Annotated in this window: 18 protein-coding genes and 1 tRNA gene; 7 read left to right on the top strand and 12 right to left on the bottom strand. The window is 57.8% G+C overall.

Going from position 1 to position 17613, the window contains the following annotated elements; genetic code table 11:
- The 5 genes from radA to KORLAC_RS09760 all read left to right on the top strand — a co-directional run bounded on the left by radA (nucleotide 1) and on the right by KORLAC_RS09760 (nucleotide 4973).
- Nucleotides 1-1377 (top strand): DNA repair protein RadA, encoded by a 1377-nt coding sequence (radA, locus tag KORLAC_RS09780; RefSeq protein WP_068305949.1) that lies wholly within the window; start codon nucleotides 1-3, stop codon nucleotides 1375-1377.
- Nucleotides 1378-1384: 7 nt separating this feature from the next.
- Entirely contained in the window at nucleotides 1385-1903 is a 519-nt protein-coding gene (locus tag KORLAC_RS09775) for a GNAT family N-acetyltransferase (RefSeq protein WP_068305943.1), read from the top strand.
- 21 nt (nucleotides 1904-1924) lie between these two features.
- Nucleotides 1925-2605 (top strand): CvpA family protein, encoded by a 681-nt coding sequence (locus KORLAC_RS09770; protein ID WP_068305941.1) that lies wholly within the window; start codon nucleotides 1925-1927, stop codon nucleotides 2603-2605.
- A gap of 139 nt (nucleotides 2606-2744) precedes the next feature.
- Nucleotides 2745-4232, top strand: a complete 1488-nt coding sequence (purF, locus tag KORLAC_RS09765; protein WP_068305939.1) for an amidophosphoribosyltransferase — start codon at nucleotides 2745-2747, stop codon at nucleotides 4230-4232.
- 3 nt (nucleotides 4233-4235) lie between these two features.
- Complete coding sequence (locus tag KORLAC_RS09760) at nucleotides 4236-4973, top strand: SDR family NAD(P)-dependent oxidoreductase (protein ID WP_068305937.1); 738 nt, start codon at nucleotides 4236-4238, stop codon at nucleotides 4971-4973.
- Between the two features lie 57 nt (nucleotides 4974-5030).
- On the opposite strand, the gene KORLAC_RS09755 is transcribed toward KORLAC_RS09760, so the two are convergent.
- From KORLAC_RS09755 to KORLAC_RS09735, 5 genes are read right to left on the bottom strand one after another with little or no spacing between them, the layout of a single operon-like run.
- Nucleotides 5031-5654, bottom strand: a complete 624-nt coding sequence (locus tag KORLAC_RS09755) for a glutathione S-transferase family protein (protein ID WP_068305936.1) — start codon at nucleotides 5652-5654, stop codon at nucleotides 5031-5033.
- 30 nt (nucleotides 5655-5684) lie between these two features.
- Nucleotides 5685-6695, bottom strand: a complete 1011-nt coding sequence (gene meaB, locus KORLAC_RS09750) for a methylmalonyl Co-A mutase-associated GTPase MeaB (protein WP_068305934.1) — start codon at nucleotides 6693-6695, stop codon at nucleotides 5685-5687.
- Nucleotides 6696-6703: 8 nt separating this feature from the next.
- The gene (gene scpA, locus KORLAC_RS09745; protein ID WP_068305932.1) at nucleotides 6704-8857 is read right to left on the bottom strand and encodes a methylmalonyl-CoA mutase; all 2154 of its coding nucleotides are present in this window, start codon (nucleotides 8855-8857) and stop codon (nucleotides 6704-6706) included.
- A complete protein-coding gene (locus KORLAC_RS09740) occupies nucleotides 8854-10704 on the bottom strand; it encodes a methylmalonyl-CoA mutase family protein (RefSeq protein WP_074519313.1) in 1851 nt (616 codons plus the stop codon). Before KORLAC_RS09740 ends, scpA begins: the two co-directional genes overlap by 4 nt.
- 30 nt (nucleotides 10705-10734) lie before the next feature.
- A complete protein-coding gene (locus tag KORLAC_RS09735) occupies nucleotides 10735-11541 on the bottom strand; it encodes a sulfite exporter TauE/SafE family protein (RefSeq protein WP_074519341.1) in 807 nt (268 codons plus the stop codon).
- Here KORLAC_RS09735 and KORLAC_RS19175 point away from each other — a divergent pair.
- On the top strand, nucleotides 11531-11665 hold the full coding sequence (locus tag KORLAC_RS19175; RefSeq protein WP_277620380.1) for a hypothetical protein: 135 nt from the start codon (nucleotides 11531-11533) through the stop codon (nucleotides 11663-11665). The genes KORLAC_RS09735 and KORLAC_RS19175 overlap by 11 nt on opposite strands.
- A 10-nt stretch (nucleotides 11666-11675) precedes the next feature.
- Here KORLAC_RS19175 and KORLAC_RS09730 read toward each other — a convergent pair.
- Nucleotides 11676-11752, bottom strand: a tRNA-Pro gene (locus tag KORLAC_RS09730).
- Between the two features lie 86 nt (nucleotides 11753-11838).
- Nucleotides 11839-13422, bottom strand: a complete 1584-nt coding sequence (locus tag KORLAC_RS09725; RefSeq protein ID WP_068305927.1) for a Rieske (2Fe-2S) protein — start codon at nucleotides 13420-13422, stop codon at nucleotides 11839-11841.
- Nucleotides 13423-13598: 176 nt separating this feature from the next.
- On the opposite strand from KORLAC_RS09725, the gene KORLAC_RS09720 reads away from it, so the two are divergent.
- On the top strand, nucleotides 13599-14222 hold the full coding sequence (locus KORLAC_RS09720; protein ID WP_074519312.1) for a helix-turn-helix transcriptional regulator: 624 nt from the start codon (nucleotides 13599-13601) through the stop codon (nucleotides 14220-14222).
- Nucleotides 14223-14229: 7 nt separating this feature from the next.
- Here the strand turns inward: KORLAC_RS09720 and KORLAC_RS09715 are convergent, their stop codons facing one another.
- The 5 genes from KORLAC_RS09715 to KORLAC_RS09695 all read right to left on the bottom strand — a co-directional run bounded on the left by KORLAC_RS09715 (nucleotide 14230) and on the right by KORLAC_RS09695 (nucleotide 17455).
- Nucleotides 14230-14697, bottom strand: a complete 468-nt coding sequence (locus tag KORLAC_RS09715) for a MerR family transcriptional regulator (protein WP_068305925.1) — start codon at nucleotides 14695-14697, stop codon at nucleotides 14230-14232.
- A gap of 41 nt (nucleotides 14698-14738) precedes the next feature.
- Nucleotides 14739-15029 (bottom strand): integration host factor subunit alpha, encoded by a 291-nt coding sequence (locus KORLAC_RS09710; protein WP_068305924.1) that lies wholly within the window; start codon nucleotides 15027-15029, stop codon nucleotides 14739-14741.
- A 171-nt stretch (nucleotides 15030-15200) separates the two neighbouring features.
- Nucleotides 15201-16244: a phosphate acyltransferase PlsX gene (plsX, locus tag KORLAC_RS09705; protein WP_074519311.1), complete on the bottom strand. Its 1044-nt coding sequence runs from the start codon at nucleotides 16242-16244 to the stop codon at nucleotides 15201-15203.
- A 119-nt stretch (nucleotides 16245-16363) separates the two neighbouring features.
- Nucleotides 16364-16912, bottom strand: a complete 549-nt coding sequence (locus tag KORLAC_RS09700) for a YceD family protein (protein ID WP_068305922.1) — start codon at nucleotides 16910-16912, stop codon at nucleotides 16364-16366.
- On the bottom strand, nucleotides 16913-17455 hold the full coding sequence (locus KORLAC_RS09695) for a ubiquinol-cytochrome C chaperone family protein (protein ID WP_068305920.1): 543 nt from the start codon (nucleotides 17453-17455) through the stop codon (nucleotides 16913-16915). It abuts the gene before it with no gap.
- Between the last annotated feature and the right edge of the window lie 158 nt (nucleotides 17456-17613).

Genomic DNA, 17613 nt, shown 5'->3' with positions numbered 1-17613 from the left:
ATGGCAAAAGCGCAACTTTCATATAACTGCCGCGACTGCGGCGCCGTGTACCGCCGCTGGCAGGGCAAGTGCGATGAATGTGGTGAGTGGAACTCGATTGAGGAATCGAAGGGCGGTACCACATCCGGCGCGCCCAAGGGCCTGAGCGGCAAGAAAGGGCGCCGGATTGATCTGGTTTCGCTTGATACGCCCCTCAAGGAACAGCCACGGCTCTTGACCGGCATTGCGGAACTTGACCGGGCGCTGGGCGGCGGCATGGTGGCGGGCAGCGCTGTCCTGATTGGTGGTGACCCGGGTATCGGTAAATCCACGCTTCTGCTGCAGGCCATGGGGCAGCTGGCCCTCAAGGGTCAAGACTGTGTCTATATCTCTGGCGAGGAAGCGACCGCACAGGTGCAGATGCGGGCGAACCGTCTGGGTCTTTCCGGCGCGCCGCTGAAGCTGGGCTGCGAAACAAGCCTGCGTGATATCCTGACAACGTTGGATGAAGGCACCCCGCCCAAGGTGGTGGTGATCGACAGTATCCAGACCCTGTTCGCCGACCATGTGGAAAGCGCGCCCGGCACCGTCAGCCAGGTTCGTGTTTGTGCCCATGAATTGATCAGCTTTGCCAAGCGTAAGGGCACGGTGGTGCTGCTGGTTGGCCATGTCACAAAGGACGGCCAGATCGCCGGGCCGCGCGTTCTCGAGCATATGGTTGATACAGTCCTCTATTTCGAAGGTGATCGCGGCCATCAGTTCCGCATCCTGCGTGCGGTGAAGAACCGTTTCGGCGGTACGGACGAGATCGGCGTGTTCGAGATGACAGGCATGGGCCTGAATGAAGTCACGAACCCCTCCGCCCTGTTCCTGGCGGACCACAACAGCCGTGAGCCTGGCAACTGCGTGTTCGCAGGCATCGAAGGCTCCCGCCCCGTGCTGGTGGAAATCCAGGCGCTGGTGGCGCGCTCAAGCGCCGCCAACCCGCGCCGTGCTGTGGTGGGCTGGGACAGCGGGCGGCTTGCCATGGTGCTGGCGGTCCTGGACGCTCGTGCAGGCCTCGGCCTTGCTGGCTGCGATGTATATCTCAATGTTGCGGGCGGGCTTAAAATCTCTGAACCGGCCGCGGACCTCGCTGTAGCTGCCGCGCTGATCTCCAGCCTGTCGCAGGTACCGCTGCCAGACGAAACCGTGGTGTTTGGCGAAATCAGCCTGTCAGGCGACATTCGCCCGGTATCGCAAAGTGAGGGGCGCCTGAAGGAATCGGCCAAGCTTGGCTTCGCGAATGCCATGATGCCCAAGGCCAAGAAGGCTGGCCCCAAGGCCATCCGCCAGCAGACAATCAATCATGTGAATGACCTTGTGACACATTTCTACCCAGATGGCGGCTTAGGCTAGGCTCGACATGGAACTGAAAACTGACAGACTGACCCTCCGGTTTCCTGCAAAGGATGACGCAGAGGCAATTCAGCAAGCACTTGACGATTCTGACGTGGTCAGGATGCTGCAGGTCGTGCCCTACCCCTACACCCTTGAGATGGCCCGTGATTTTATCGGCCTGGTCCAGGATGAATGGGAAAAGAAAGCGTCTTATATTGCCGCGGTGATTGCCCCATCCGGACTTGTTGGTCTGGCTGGTGCGCACCACTGGGACAAAGACAAGAAGCAGGTCGAGCTTGGCTATTGGTTTGCCCGTAAGGCCTGGGGCAACGGTTATGCCACAGAAGCGGCAAAAGCTGTCTGTGACTTTGCTTTTGACCACTGGCCAATAGACAAAATCATCGTTAGTGTTTTCGATGACAACCCGGCGTCGAAGCGGGTAGTTGAAAAACTGGGGTTTAAGGAGACCGGCCCGCACACAATATATAGTGTCGGGCGAAAAGCCGAGGTTTCGGCCACATGGTACGACCTCGCAAGAACTTGAGAACTTGAAGGAAACCGGATTTTGGACATCGAACCCAGCACACTCACAGCTTTTGACGTTGGCGTACTGGTTATCATCGGGCTTTCAACCCTGATGGCCTTTGGCCGGGGCTTCGCCACCGTGGCCCTTTCCTTTGGCGCCTGGGCAGGCGCGCTGATGGCGACTGTGTTCGGCTTCACGCTGGCAAAGCCGTATGGCCGCGACCTGATCAGCCCGGCAGAACTGGCTGACCTGATCACACTGGCGGTCCTGTTTTTTGTAACCCTGTTTGTGCTGAAACAACTGGCTGAATTCATCGGCAAAACCATCAAGGACAGCCCTGTCGGCCTGTTGGACCGATCCCTTGGCGCCTTGTTTGGGCTGTTACGGGGTCTGGTGATTGTGTCGGTCATTTATCTGGGCTTCTCCAAGCTCTATCCGTCAGACGATGAACAGGAATGGGTCAAGAATGCCCAGCTTCGGCCGCTCGTGGCCTGGAGCGCAGAGATGCTTGAAGGCTTCGCCGCAGACGTGCTTGGCAAGGACCCTGCCGAAGCTGGTAACAACCTGATGAAAGAAGCCGCCTCCAAATTCCCAAACCAGTTTGGCGCTGAGATTTTTGAAGAGCAGGCAGCAAAATATAAAGAAGAACAGCGCAAAAACCTGAATGAGCTTTTTGAAGACGCCGTAGAAACCAAGAAAAAGGATGATGGCGGGCGCTGATGCGCGCGCAAGCTGTGCCATCCCTTCATTTAAGCGCAATATTTCTGTAAATTTGGTTTTTGACTAGGCAGCAGCCCCGTGAGGCGATATATGGTGCGTGCAACAAGACACCATTAGCCCCATTAACCAGGACCAAGTAATGTCTTTTGAGCAAGCCCCACTCACCACCAATCCTTTTGACGATGACAAACTGCACGAAGAATGCGGTGTTTTCGGGATTTTCGGCACCTCGGACGCCAGCGCCCACTGCGCCCTTGGTCTTCATGCCCTACAGCACCGCGGCCAGGAAGCCGCCGGCATCACGGCATTCGACGGTGAAAACTTCTTCACCAAACGTGTTCTCGGCCATGTGGCAGACAATTTCACCAGCCAGGATGTCATCGACAGCCTGCCCGGCGACGCCGCCATCGGCCATACCCGTTATTCGACCACAGGTGACACCGTTCTGAGGAACTGCCAGCCGCTCTTTGCTGAATTCGCATCGGGCGGCTTTGCTGTTGCGCACAACGGCAATATCACCAACGCGACACACCTGCGGAAATCGCTGGTTCAACGCGGGTCGATCTTCCAGTCCACGTCTGACTCGGAAGTGATCATCCACCTGATCGCCACAAGCCGTTTCCGTACCCTGATGGACCGCTTCATCGATGCGCTGCGCCAGATGGAAGGTGCCTACTCGCTGGTGTCGCTGACCAAGGAAGGCCTGATCGGCATCCGTGACCCGCTGGGCGTTCGCCCGCTGGTGCTGGGACGCCTGGATGACGCTTATATCCTTTGTTCCGAAACCTGTGCGCTTGATATCATTGGCGCGGAATATATCCGCGACATTGAAGCCGGCGAGATGGTGATCATCACCGAAGACGGCATCAAGAGCCACAAGCCTTTCCCGGAAGAAAAAGCTCGCCCGTGCATTTTCGAACATGTCTATTTCGCGCGCCCGGACAGCTACATGGACAACATGAGCGTCTATGAAGTTCGCAAGCGCATCGGTGCAGAACTGGCACGCGAAAACGGCGTGGACGCAGACCTGGTTATCCCGGTACCGGACAGCGGCACTCCTGCTGCCATTGGCTATGCACAGGAAAGCGGCATCCCGTTTGAGCTTGGCATCATTCGTAACCACTATGTGGGTCGGACCTTCATCGAGCCATCAGACCAGATCCGCCACTTCGGCGTGAAGCTGAAGCATAACGCCAACCGCTGGCACATTGCGGGCAAGCGCATCATCCTTGTGGACGACAGTATCGTTCGCGGCACCACGTCGATGAAAATCGTCAACATGATGCGCGAAGCCGGTGCCACCGAAGTCCATATGCGGATTGCCTCCCCGCCAACCGCACACAGCTGCTTCTACGGCGTTGATACGCCGGAGCGGAAGAAGCTCTTGGCGGCGCAGATGGACGTGGAAGCCATGCGCAACCACATCAAGGCGGATTCGCTTTCCTTCCTTTCCATCGACGGTCTGTACCGCGCTGTAAACCAGCCGAAAGGCCGCGACAACAAATGCCCCGCTTACTGTGATGCTTGCTTCACTGGCGACTATCCAACCTTCCTGACCGACCAGTCGGAAGCGGAAAAGGACGACAGCCAGCTCTCGAGCATCGCGTCGACGGGTTCAGGAGCCTAGTTCATGACAAAACCACTGGACGGACGCCTGGCGCTGATCACAGGCGCTTCGCGCGGGATCGGTCGCGCGGTTGCTATCGCCATGGCGGAAGCCGGCGCTGACATCATCGCCCTCGCCCGCCCGCGCTCCCAAGGCGCGCTTGAAGAGCTGGACGACAAGATCAAGGAAATCGGCGGTAAATGTACGCTTGTTCCCATTGATCTCCGCGATTTTGATGCGATCGACCGTCTGGGTGCTTCCATCTATGAGCGCTGGGGCAAACTGGATATTCTGGTGGGCAACGCCGGTATCCTTGGTCCCATCTCGCCGCTTGGCCACATCACGCCAAAGGACTGGGCTGAGCTGATGGACATCAACGTCACTGCTAACTGGCGCCTGATCCGCTCTTTGGACCCGCTTCTGAAGCTCTCGAAGACCGGTCGCGCGGTGTTTGTTACCAGCGGCGCCGCTGGCGGCCATTACGCCCACTGGGGCGGCTACGCCGTCACCAAGGCGGCGCTCGAAGAGCTTGTCATGACATATGCTGCCGAATCGCGCATTACCGGCGTGAAGGTAAATATGGTCAATCCGGGCCCTATCCGCACCAGCATGCGGGCCAAGGCTGTTCCGGGAGAAGACCCGGAAACGCTGCCGAAGCCAGAGCAGATCGCACCGCTGTTTGTGGAACTGGCATCGCCCGAGAGCGATACACACGCAGAGCGCATCAACTTCTATGACTGGGCGGGTATCGAACGCTCTTAAGCGGGCTCATTGCCAGAAGTCATCAGGGCGCCCGCAGGCGCCCTTTTTCGTGGCCGATCAGCCGCGCCGCGGCTGTGTCTTCTTCGCGCTCTCCCGTGCGCCTATGGCGTCAATATAGGCCACCACGTTTGGAAATTCCTTGAGCATTTCCGCACTTTCCGGGAAATCCGGCAGATAAGCCAGCGTCGGGAAGTTGGCCAGGTCCGCGTAGGTCAGGCTGTCCCCAACCAGGAAGCCGCCTTCAAGCGCGCTTTCAAGCACTGCCAGATGCTTCTTCACTATTGGCAATGACGCATCGATCTGCTCGCGGTTGGGTTCCTTGCCTGCCATTTTCGGCAGCACATAGCCCAGCACATACTGCCGGATCATCGACGTATCGAATGCGGTGTTATGCAGCGACACCCATTGGTCCACCTTCGCGCACAAGGTCGGGTCTTCCGGGAAGAACTTAGGGCCGTCGAAGACCTTATCGATATAGCGCGCCATGGCCTCTGATTCGCAAAGCGTCAGCTCACCATGCCGGAGTGCCGGAACCTTGCCAAGCGGATGAACCGCGTTCACTGCGTCTGAATGTGGGCTCGCGGTCTCAAACTCATAGTCGACGCCCTTCTCTTCCAGAAGCATCTGCACAGACCGGCCAAGGTTTGAGACGGGAATACTGATCAATACGGGTTTGGACATGCTTTCCTCCTGTCGCGCCAGAGCTTGCCTTCACAAACCCCGATATCCTTTTGAATGATACAGCTTAAGTAGGTCAGAAACGGCGGATGACACGGGCTTTTTGCCATTACGTACATCCTCCAACATTGGGCCGAAGGCCTGATGCACTGCTGTGTCACTGTGAAAGTCCGCCAGCAAGCGGTCTGCGATCTGGCTCTTGAGCCATGAAACCCGCTGTTCATTGCGCCGGGCCGCCCGTTCGCCATTCTCAGACATGATGCGCGCGTGCTTTTCAATGCGTTCCCACAGGTCCGGCACGCCGTCGCCTGTCAGGCCGGATACGGTGATCACCGGCGGGTGCCAGTTGGGGCTGGCGTCCGTCATGATATGCAGCGCGGACTTATATTCCCGCACGGCCTGCTTGATCTTCTTCTCAAAGATATCGGCCTTGTTGACGGCCACCATGTCGGCCAGCTCAAGAATGCCCTTCTTGATGCCCTGAAGTTCGTCCCCTGCGCCGGGCAGCATCAGCACCAGAAAGAAGTCCACCATGTCGCTGACCATGGTTTCCGACTGGCCCGTACCCACCGTTTCCACCAGCACCACGTCAAATCCTGCGGCTTCAAGGACGATGATCGTCTCCCGCGTGGCGCGCGCCACACCGCCCAGCACGCCTGCGCTGGGGCTTGGCCGGATGAAGGCATCCTTGTTGGCGGAAAGCTTTTCCATACGCGTCTTGTCGCCCAGAATGGAGCCCCCCGTGCGCCCGCTTGATGGGTCAACCGCCAGCACAGCCACGCGTTTCTTCTGCTGGTCAATCAACCAACTGCCCAGGCCTTCAATGAAGGTGGACTTGCCAACGCCCGGCACACCGGAAATCCCCACGCGCTGGGCGCCGCCGGCGTGCGGCAGCAGTTTTTCCAGCAGCAGTTGCGCTTTGTCCTGATGCTTCAGGTTGCGGCTTTCGATCAGGGTAATGGCCCGGCCAATCAGGGCGCGATTACCGCTCCTGACCCCCTCATAGAGCTCATCCACAGTGGGTTGATGAACGGTCGCCGCCACAAAGCCCCCTATTCAGCCGCTTCTGCATACCCAAGGCGGGCATTTAGTTTTTCAATCAGCTCACCAGCCGCTTCGGCAATCACGGTGCCGGGCGGGAAGATGGCTTCTGCACCGGCCTTATAAAGTGCATCATAATCCTGCGGCGGGATCACACCGCCAGCCACAATCATGATGTCTTCCCGGCCAAGCTTGGCCAGCTCTTCCTTCAGGGACGGCACAAGCGTCAGATGGCCAGCCGCCAGCGAGGACGCGCCGATGATATGCACGTCATTCTCAACCGCCTGCCGCGCGGCTTCTTCCGGTGTCTGGAACAGCGGGCCGATATCCACGTCAAAGCCCAGGTCAGCAAAAGCCGAAGCAATCACCTTCTGGCCGCGGTCATGGCCGTCCTGGCCCATTTTGGCAACAAGGATACGCGGGCGGCGGCCATCGTTGGCTTCAAACGCATCCACAAGCGCGTGAACTTTCTTCACCGCCGGGTTGTTCTTGCCAACTTCTGCCTTGTAAACGCCTGTCACAGCCTTGATTTCCGCCTTGTGACGCCCGTAAACCTTCTCAAGCGCCATGGTGATTTCGCCCACGGTTGCCTTCACACGCGCCGCATCCACAGCAAGCGCCAGCAAGTTACCCTCGCCTGTATCGGCTGCCTTGGTCAAGGCTTCAAGCGTCCGGGCCACGTCAGCGTCATCGCGTTCGGCCTTGAGGCGCGCAAGTTTATCAAGCTGGGCGGCCCGTACGGCGCTGTTGTCCACCTTCAGGACATCAACTTCCTCGACCTCATCCAGCCGGTATTTGTTGACACCCACCACGGTCTGGCGGCCGCTGTCGATCCGCGCCTGCGTGCGGGCGGCGGCATCCTCAATGCGCAGCTTCGGTATCCCGGCCTCAATCGCCTTGGCCATACCGCCCTCAGCTTCCACTTCCTGGATATGGGCCCAGGCTTTGGCCGCCAGGTCTGCGGTCAGACGCTCGACATAATAGCTGCCGCCCCAGGGGTCGATAAGGCGGTTGGTGCCGGTTTCCTGCTGAATGAACAGCTGGGTGTTGCGCGCGATCCGCGCCGAAAAGTCTGTCGGCAGCGCCAGCGCCTCATCCAGCGCATTGGTGTGCAGGCTTTGGGTATGGCCGTGGGCTGCCGCCATGGCTTCCACGCACGTTCGGGAGACGTTATTGAACACATCCTGCGCCGTCAGCGACCAACCAGAGGTCTGGCAATGGGTCCGGAGCGACAGCGATTTGGCGTTCTTCGGGTTGAAACCCTTCACAAGCTTGGCCCACAGCATGCGGGCTGCGCGCATTTTGGCCACTTCCATGAAATAGTTCATGCCGATGGCCCAGAAGAAGCTGAGGCGCGGCGCGAACGCGTCCACATCCAGCCCGGTGGCGACACCAGCACGAATATATTCCACCCCGTCCGCCAGCGTATAGGCAAGCTCAAGGTCTGCCGTCGCGCCTGCTTCCTGCATGTGATAGCCGGAAATGGAGATGGAGTTGAACTTGGGCATATTCTCAGACGTGTAGGCGAAGATATCCGAAATGATCCGCATCGAAGGCGTTGGCGGGAAGATATAGGTATTCCGCACCATGAATTCCTTCAGGATGTCATTCTGGATAGTGCCGGAAAGCTTCTCCGGGCTTACGCCCTGCTCTTCCGCTGCCACGATATAGAGCGCGAGGATCGGCAGAACTGCGCCGTTCATGGTCATGGACACCGACATCTGGTCCAGCGGAATGCCGCTAAAGAGCGTCCGCATATCATAAATGCTGTCGATCGCCACACCAGCCATGCCCACATCGCCCACGACGCGCGGATGGTCGCTGTCATACCCGCGGTGGGTCGCCAGGTCGAACGCGACCGAGAGGCCCTTTTGGCCAGCAGCCAGGTTGCGGCGATAGAAGGCGTTGCTGTCTTCAGCCGTCGAGAAGCCCGCATATTGCCGGATGGTCCAGGGCCGCTGCACATACATGGTTGGGTATGGACCGCGCAGGAAGGGCGCCATCCCCGGCCGTGTATCAAGGAAATCAAGGCCCTGCAGGTCTTCTTCGCCGTAAACCGGTTTCACCGGGATGCCTTCGGGTGACAGCCAGGGATCAGAGGAGGCCTCAGGCGACGTAGCCGGGGCACTGAAGGCGATATTGCTGAAATCAGGAATCCGGGTCATGCGCTTGCTCCCGCGGTAACATGGGCCTGCGCCAGCACTTCAAGTAAGTCGCAGCCCATATAGATAAACTCGTCCACGCCAGCCTTTTTCAGGTCATCAGCGTTCAGCGGGCGGCCCGCCAGATAGACATAGGCGCCAGCTTTCTTGAGGCAGGCAGCCACATCCTGCCCCAGACCGCCATATTGATCGTCACTGGAGCACAGCACCGCCAGTTTAGCGCCTGACGCCTTGAATTCATCGACAATAGCGGCAACGTCTGTACCGCCCATACCGGACACGGACTTGATGCCGCCGGCTTCGAAGAAATTCTTGGCGAAAGTGGTGCGCGCCGAATAGTCCGCCGGGCTGCCCATATTCGCCAGATAGATCAACGGGCGTGTTCCGTCTTTTTCAAGACAGGCATCACTGAACCCGCGAAGCTTCTCGAAATCCTCCGGCAGGCGGTGGAAGGCCAGAGGTTCAATTGTCACGCCTGCTGGGGCCAGCTCGGTTGGTTCCGGCGGCATTGGCCCTGTATTGGTGATGGGCTTTTCATCAATGTCCGGGAACTCGGAAACGCCGGTGATCGCATCCTTGCGCTTGGCCAGGTTCTGGCGCCGCACGGCCCAGGCATTTGCCAGATCCTCCTGGATGGCGCGCGCAGCCAGCGCTTTTTCGATGCCACCAACCGATTCGATTTTCTGGAAATATTCCCACGCCTTAGAGGCCAATTCCGAAGTGATGGTTTCAAAAGCATAAGACCCTGCTGCCGGGTCCTGCACGCGCGACAGGCCGCTTTCTTCCTGCAGGATAATCTGCACATTGCGGGCAATGCGCCGGGCAAAGCTGCTGGACATGCCCACCATGCTGTCATGCGGCAGGATACAGATATCATCTGCACCGCCAATGCCTGCCCCAAAGCAAGCCGCCGTGGCCCGCAGGATATTCACCCATGGGTCCTTCACGCTCATCATCCGCAACGAACTGACACCACTGAGCGCCATCTTGGGCGCGTCCTCGAGCCCGCATTCCTTGAGCACAGCAGCCCACATCAGCCGGGATGCGCGGAACTTGGCAATGGTCAGGCTGACATCAGCATCCGCCGCCATCGAGAAGGCGATCTGGGAGGCAGCCGTGGCCACATCCATGCCGCCACCGACCATGGCGCGCAAATAGGCAACGCCTGTGGCCATCATGATGCCCAGTTCCTGAGCTTCCGTGGCGCCCGCCATATGGTAAGGGCCGCTGTCGGCCATGAACGTTGAAACATTCGGATATACGCGGGCTACAGCACCGGCAATTTCAGAGCCCTGAGCCATCGCGCCCGCAAGGGATGTGCCCAGCCGGCCGGTCTGCGCCAAAGTTCCCAAAGGGTCGACCCCCAGTTTCCCGTGGAAATCCGACGCCTTATGGCCGCTCGCCTCAAGAAGGGACAACATTGTCTGTGCTGCCGTCGAAAACTCTTCGCCCGGCACCAGGGTGAAGGAAGCCATGTTCAGATAAACGCCGTCGAGCGCCTCTGAAAGCTTTTCCGCCGGAATACCCGGGAAACGGCCGGCCTGCAGCCTTAAGGCAAGCCCCGTCGCGCCGCGCCCAAGGTCTTCAAGGATGGCCGCATTGGTTGCCGCCACATCCGGGTTCCAGTGCGGGACAATCGTCCCCCACATGCCGTCGCGGGCTTGGGGGCGGCCAGAAAGGTCTGCATTCGCCTGCGAATACAGTCCCTGCAGGCGAATACCGTCATAGGTTTCAGCCGTCATGGCCTTATCAAAGTCGCGCCCGCCCAGCGCCCTGTCTACAAGCTGCCGCCAGGCGTCATCCGTGGCGGGCTCGAACATAGCAGCGAGTTTTAAGTCCTCATTAGACATGTAACCTGTCCCTCAAATTCCGGTGGCGGCTTATATGCCACTCACGAGCTTGATGGTCGCAACGACCAAGAAGATACCAAATACGATACTGAGCACAGTTCTGGGCAGCATGTGGGCTACTTTAGCACCAACCGGGGCCATCAGAACAGCCGCGATCGCAACCGTAAAGGCCGACGGCAAGTGAATGAAGCCCGCCATCCCTGAAGGCAGCCCTGTAATTCCCCAACCGCCAATCAGATAGCCAATACCGGCTGAAACGCTGACAACAAGCCCGATAAGGGATGCGGTGCCAACAGCTTTGTGGATTGGAACGGAATAGAGCGTCATGTAGGGAACTGAAAAACTGCCGCCCCCGATGCCCATAATGGCAGAGAAAAAGCCGATCAGTCCGGGGGCCACAAAGCGGGCCTTGCTGCTTGGCAGCTCGCTGCCAAGCTTCCAGCGGTCAAAGGGCAACATCATCTTGATGGCCACCAGGCTTGCAAGCGTCGCGAAAAAATATACCAGTTCAGCTGTCTTGAGCCCCTTGGCGAAGAAACTTCCAAGCACGGCGCCAAGAGCCACAACAAACCACCAGCCCTTGACGATCGACCAATCGACCCCCTGCTTCCGGTGGTGCGCAAACACGCTGGATGTATTGGTTGCGATGATAGCGGTCAACGAGGAGGCGATGGCAATATGCATCAGCCAGGCTTCGGGCATGCCAACTTTCCGGTACACCAGAACCAGCACAGGAATAGTGACGATTCCGCCGCCAATACCCAGCAAGCCGGCCAGAAAACCGGCGACAAGGCCAGCGCCAATAAGAGGCAGGAGATGCGTCAGAATGAGTTCCAAAGTGCCTTCCTTGCTGCTGCGCAACATGAACGGGTTGCACATTACCGCAGTGCAACAAAATCGCAAGGAAAGAAACATTCAAAAGAAAGGGGGCAAAAGAAAACGGGCCAGCGATAACCGCTGACCCGTTCATTTGGTCGGAGAGACAGGATTTGAACCTGCGACCCCTACACCCCCAGTGTAGTGCGCTACCAGACTGCGCTACTCCCCGACAAAGGATGCTGATGATACCAGCATTCTGGTGGCGCGGACTATAGCTTTGGCATGCGGGCAGCGCAACACGGTTTTTTGGAAAAATTACCCCTCCCGCAAAACGCTTTGCCGGGCCTGATAGGCCGCCCTTGCCGGGTGGCGCTGGCGCAGGCGTGTGTGCAGATAGCGGTTGAGGGCCGCGAACACCAATTCGGATGTCGCCTCGCTGACGAAACGGTCCAGCCGCTCGACGGCACACACCATCTTCAGCCGGTGAACGCCGTAGATATATTCGCCCACATCCATGTTAAAGAGCGCCGCCTTCTGCTGCGCCAGAAACGCCGGCTTGTCAGTTACCCGCCACTTATCAAGGTCAGCCTCACCGACAAAGCTGCTGTTGCGCCCGACGAAACAAGCCATCTGCATCAGCCCTGACTGCCAGTAGCCCGCGTTTTCGGACGCGTGCGTGTGCACGGCTTCGGCGAAGGTGATGGCATGAGTGAAATCCAGCCAGCCAATATTGCGGGCAATCGGCTGCTTCACCGCATGCTGAAGCTCAAGGTCGAACCCCAGCATATTAAGGGCCGCCGCCCCCAGCAGCGCATCATACAGTCCTTCAGGGTCCCTCAGCGATGCTGCAGTCAATGCCATGGCATTCCGCACCGACGTGCCAACAAATTCGGTCGCGCGCGGCGCTGCTGTCGTGCCCGCGTCAACACGCAGATAGTCCGCAAAGCCACGGAATTCGGGGATCAGGTCTTCCCGCGCTGCGACACACAGATAGTGCGCCAACTGAAGCGCCAGGGTTTCCTCAACCTCCGCCCCCAGGCTGGCACTCAGCCGCTCAAGCGCTGCGACATAAATGGCCGGATGGCCAAAGCCTGCATAGTGGCTGAAGATAAAATCCAGGTAGGCAGGCTTGATGTCCCTGAAGCGGAGGCCCGCCTCAAAGGCGCCCCGGACACGGCCAAGGACCGCCAGGCTGTTCATGGCCTCCAGCTCCTTAAGAAAGGCCGTAGCGTCCCAAGGCGCAGCCTTTGCAGGCAGCTGCTCCAGGGGCTGACTGAAGAGCGCATCCCAGGAAAAATTCCCGAAGGTTTCAAGGAAGGCAACCAACCGCAGGTCATCATCATCGCCAGCAAGGTCGATCCAATCAGCAAGACCCGCGTGGGCATGGCCAAAACCACGCTCAAAACGCGGCAGCGACCAACTGATCACCCGTTTCGCGACCTCTTCATAGGGTACACTGGCTTGATCCAGGCGGCACAGCGACCTTGCGATACGCTCATAGTCATGCTCCGCCATGGCTTCATCAAGCTCATCATAGGCTTTGGCTGCCCGCACGGTATTTGGAACCGGCGTCAGGTCGATCCAGATATCGTCACCCCGGCGTTCTACCGGGTAGGTCCGCACCGCGTCCCTGCCCTGAAGCGCTTCGCCGCTCTTGAGGTCAAACGCCCAACCGTGCCAGTTGCAGGCAAGCGTGCAGCTGTCGTTCAGAGTACCCTCAATCAGCGGATAGCCTTCGTGCGGGCACCTGTTGTTGATGGCGAACAGACCGGCCTCTGTGTTCAGAAGCGCGATCTGTTTGCCGTCAAACTTCAGGACATGGCGGCCCGTTTCTTTGAGCCCTGCAAGCTGGCCCAGATTTTTCCAATCTTTACCGGCACCGGCTTCTGGCTTTTCCATGTCGTCTCTCCTTGCTGTCGTAACTCGGCCCTGATGCGACCGTATTCTACCCATGCTAAATCGCCACCCATGGCAGCCTCCTTTTCTAAAGTTTTATCTTTAGTAAATCCGATATAGAAGCCTCTCTTGATTTATTCAAGTTTTTTCTTTAATAAATGTCCAACCAAGGAGAAACCATGCAGACGACCCGTGAAATCATCCTGACAGAGCTGAAGCGCGTTGGCGCTTGCCGCGCTGATGACCTGGCTGAAAAGCTGGAATTGACGCCCATGGCGATCCGCCAGCATCTGTATCAGCTGCGGGATGAAGGCGCCGTTGTGTGCTGTGCCAAACCGCAAGGCCGTGGGCGACCGGCAAAAATGTGGGAGCTGACGGAAAAAGCAGATGTCTATTTCCCTGACGCGCACCGGGACCTGTCGCTGGACCTCATCGACAGCATGAAAGACCTCTTTGGGCCGGAAGGCCTGGAACGCCTGGTAGACCACCGAACCCTCAAGCAAAAAAGCCGATATGAGGCGAGCTTTGCAGGAAAGGCGACCCTGCAGGACCGCCTGAAGGCACTGGCGAGCGAGCGGGCAAACGAAGGCTATATGGCGGAAGCGGTTGAGAAAGACGGTGCGCTGTTCCTCCTGGAGAACCACTGCCCTATTTGCGAGGCAGCAAAAGCCTGTAGCGGCCTGTGCGGCAAGGAACTGAGCCTGTTTAAGGAGCTGCTGGCGGACGAAGCCGAGGTGGAGCGCACAGAGCACCTTCTGTCAGGTGGCAAACGCTGCGCCTACAAAATCACGCCGAAACGCTAAAGTTATATCAGGAAAGACGGGCCCTGAGGGCTTTCAGGCGGTCCAGCACATCGCGCAGTGCCGCGCTATCTTGCGCACCATCGGCTGCGGGAGCCTGAACATCGGAAGCAACCTCTGTGACTTCAGCCGCCGCTTCGGGTGCTGCCTCGACTGCACCGTCATCCACCATTTCAAGCGCTTCAAAGATGGTTGCTTTCAGCCCCTGAGCCTTGAAAAGCTTTTGAACGCCGCGAATGGTATAGCCGTCAGAATGCAGCAATTTCTTGATCGCCTTCAGGAGCGTGACGTCATCAGGCCGGTAGTAGCGACGATTGCCACCCCGCTTGAGCGGCTTGACCTGAGTGAACTTGCTTTCCCAGAAACGCAGGACATGTTGTGGCAGATCCAGTTCATCTGCCACTTCGGATATGGTACGGAACGCTTCGCGGCCCTTCCCGCCCCTCGGGCGATCAAGACCTGACGCAGTTTCACTCACAACCGACTCCTTTAGACCTGGTTTAGGGTCCGAGACTGACCTCAGGCGTTGATACGGTCTTTCATGACCTGGCTAGGCCGGAAAACAAGAACGCGCCGAGGATCGATCGGCACTTCTTCGCCCGTTTTAGGATTACGTCCCATGCGACCGTTTTTCTGGCGCACAAGGAAACTGCCAAACGAGGAAATTTTCACATTTTCACCAGCCACCAAGCAATCAGAAATCTCGCCGAGAACCGCTTCAACCAGGTCAGCAGACTCGTTCCTCGACAGCCCGACCTCTTCGTAAACTGCTTCAGTCAGATCCGCACGAGTAAGTGTGTTGTCGCTCATTTCTGCCCCCTGCTGGTGAATAGGCAAATTACCTGTTACTAAAAAAGCTAATCGAAGCGCGGAAGCGAGTCAACGCGCCTGTCGGCTTTTAGTCAATATTTAGAAGGGTTTATATCCCCGCCCTTATATTTTGGGCCAGAAAACGGGGTTTACCGCCCTATTCACAGGAAATTATGCCGCCCCAGCTGCAGCCTCGTCATCGACGATGCGCTGCAAATCTTCGCTAATCAGGCGAATCAGGTCATTCTGGGCCATATCGATGGCTGATGTGACAGCAGAGGCAAATCCGTGCGCATTCGCACCACCATGGCTTTTCATCACAAGGCCGTTCAGGCCAAGGAACACACCGCCATTATGGTTGTTGGGGTCCATATGGTCCCGGAGCGACCGCAGGCCGTGCCGGGCCAGCAGATAGCCAAGCTTGGTGGACATGCTTGAGCGGAAGGCCCGCCCCAGAAGATCTGTAACCAGACGCGCCGTGCCTTCAGCCGTTTTAAGGGCCACGTTGCCGGTAAAGCCGTCTGTGACCACCACATCCACTTCACCTGTGGCAATATGGTTGCCTTCGACAAAGCCAACGAAATCAAGCGGCAGGTGCTTGGAGGCCCTGAGGACATCAGCGGCAGCCTTGATGCTGTCCTTGCCCTTGAGGTCCTCAACACCCACGTTCAAAAGCGCAACGGTCGGATTGGAAAGGCCGAGCACTGTCCGCACATAGGCGGCGCCCATGATGCCGAACTGAACAAGGTTGTTGCTGTCGCATTCCACATTCGCGCCCAGATCAAGCATCACGCTTTCGCCGCGCAAGGTCGGCAGCGGTGAAATAAGCGCCGGCCGGTCAATACCGGGCATGGTCCTGAGCAGGAACTTGGCCAGCGCCATCAAGGCCCCCGTGTTACCAGCGGAAATGGCGACATCTGCCGTGCCGTCCTTCACCGCCTGGATTGCAAGCCCCATCGACGACTGACGCCCTTTCCTGAGTGCCTGGGATGGCTTCATGTCTGATGTAACGACATCGCTTGTGTGCACAAGCGTACTGGCTGCCGTCAGGTCCGGCTGTTTGTCCAGAAGCGGTTTGATGCGCGCTTCATCGCCAAATACCAGAAACTGAGTGCCAGGAAAGAACGTCCGGGCCTGAGCAATGCCTTCTATGACCATGTCAGGTGCATGGTCGCCCCCCATGGCATCGACGGCGATCGTTATATTTTTTGCCACGTATACGTATCCAGTCTAACGCGTTGGTCCCGCGGGTTATTATAGAGCCTCAGGCGCATCCCTCAATGCGCTTTCAGCATTTGTCATTTGCAACGACCATAGCGATTTTACCTTGCACTTCAAGATTCGTCGCGTGATTTTGCAAGAACAGCAAACGGATTGGGACGTTCAAGCTCAGGTTCGTTAATGCTAACGCCTGTCATTTTCTTTGTTTCAAGCTCGACGCCCTCGGCCCGCGGATAGGGGTTCATGGAAATCGACAGGGTCTGTGCCAGCACTTCCCCCAGTGGCACCACATCGCCTTCAAGTGCGTCATAGTCTGGTGCCTCCGGGTCCAGGTAGACGCCTTCGTCATCCATCCGGTCCGCCATTTCCGGGTTCACAAGCATCAGCTCAAAATCCGTTTCAAACGATTCTTCAACCGGCTTCAGGGATGCAATGCAGCGCTGTGTCAGCTTGGCCGCGATCGATCCCTTGATATGGATACCGCTGTCGGCGCCCGCATCCCACACAGACAGGGTGCCCGAAAGCTCCGCGACTGCAACAAGGTCAAAGCGCTCTGCCAGGTCCTTGCATTGCGCTTCGGTCGCAACCAGCTTGAATTCCTTTGGCGTGCGCTCCAGCTCGGTAATCTTGACAGTGAAGTCCAGTGATAGTTGGTCAGTCATCTATTTGGCCTCCACCTTGATATCCGGGAACTCGAACTCTGATGCTACCATTTCTTCGAATGTATAGCTTGCTAATTTCTGAAGGGCTTCAAGGGCATAGTCCGCCATCTGACCCGCGAAGGGTGTCTCTGCGCCCTTATAGATATTCTTTGCAATTGCAGCCGCCAGGTCAGGCTTCGGCGCATCTGCCTTGACCGCAGCACTATATGCTTTCACCCGGCCAAACCAGGCAGCGCCCATCTTTTTGACTTCCTTGCCCACGGACATGTCCCCGACGCCCATCTCCCTGAGAGACCGGTCCATGTCAGAAATCAACGCTTCCTGGATCTGTCTGCGGACTTTTTCCGCAACCTTGCCTTCTTTTTCAAAACGGCGGTCCACGATGAAGAGATGCAGCAGGATCATATCAAACCGGCCGTCAATATCGTCAGCCACACCAAAGTCCTGATAAAACACGGGGTTCCGGGCCTGGCCAACCAGTTTTCCATACACCGCATAGGCCTGGTCTTTGTTCTGGAACAGTGAAAAAAGTCGCGCAAGCATGGCGCCTCCTTGATGTCGCCCCAATCTTTGGGAAAAAGGGGACAACGCATCTCTTTTGCAAAATTTATGGCGTGCTCTAACACGGAGCCTTGCGCCGCGCAACGGTGGCCGTTATTAAAGCACTGGAAGTTTTATCCGAACAGTATCGGAAATAAGGA

The sequence above is a fragment of the Kordiimonas lacus genome (assembly GCF_001550055.1).
Taxonomy (GTDB): domain Bacteria; phylum Pseudomonadota; class Alphaproteobacteria; order Sphingomonadales; family Kordiimonadaceae; genus Kordiimonas; species Kordiimonas lacus.
This window is presented reverse-complemented; position numbering and strand designations above follow the sequence as displayed.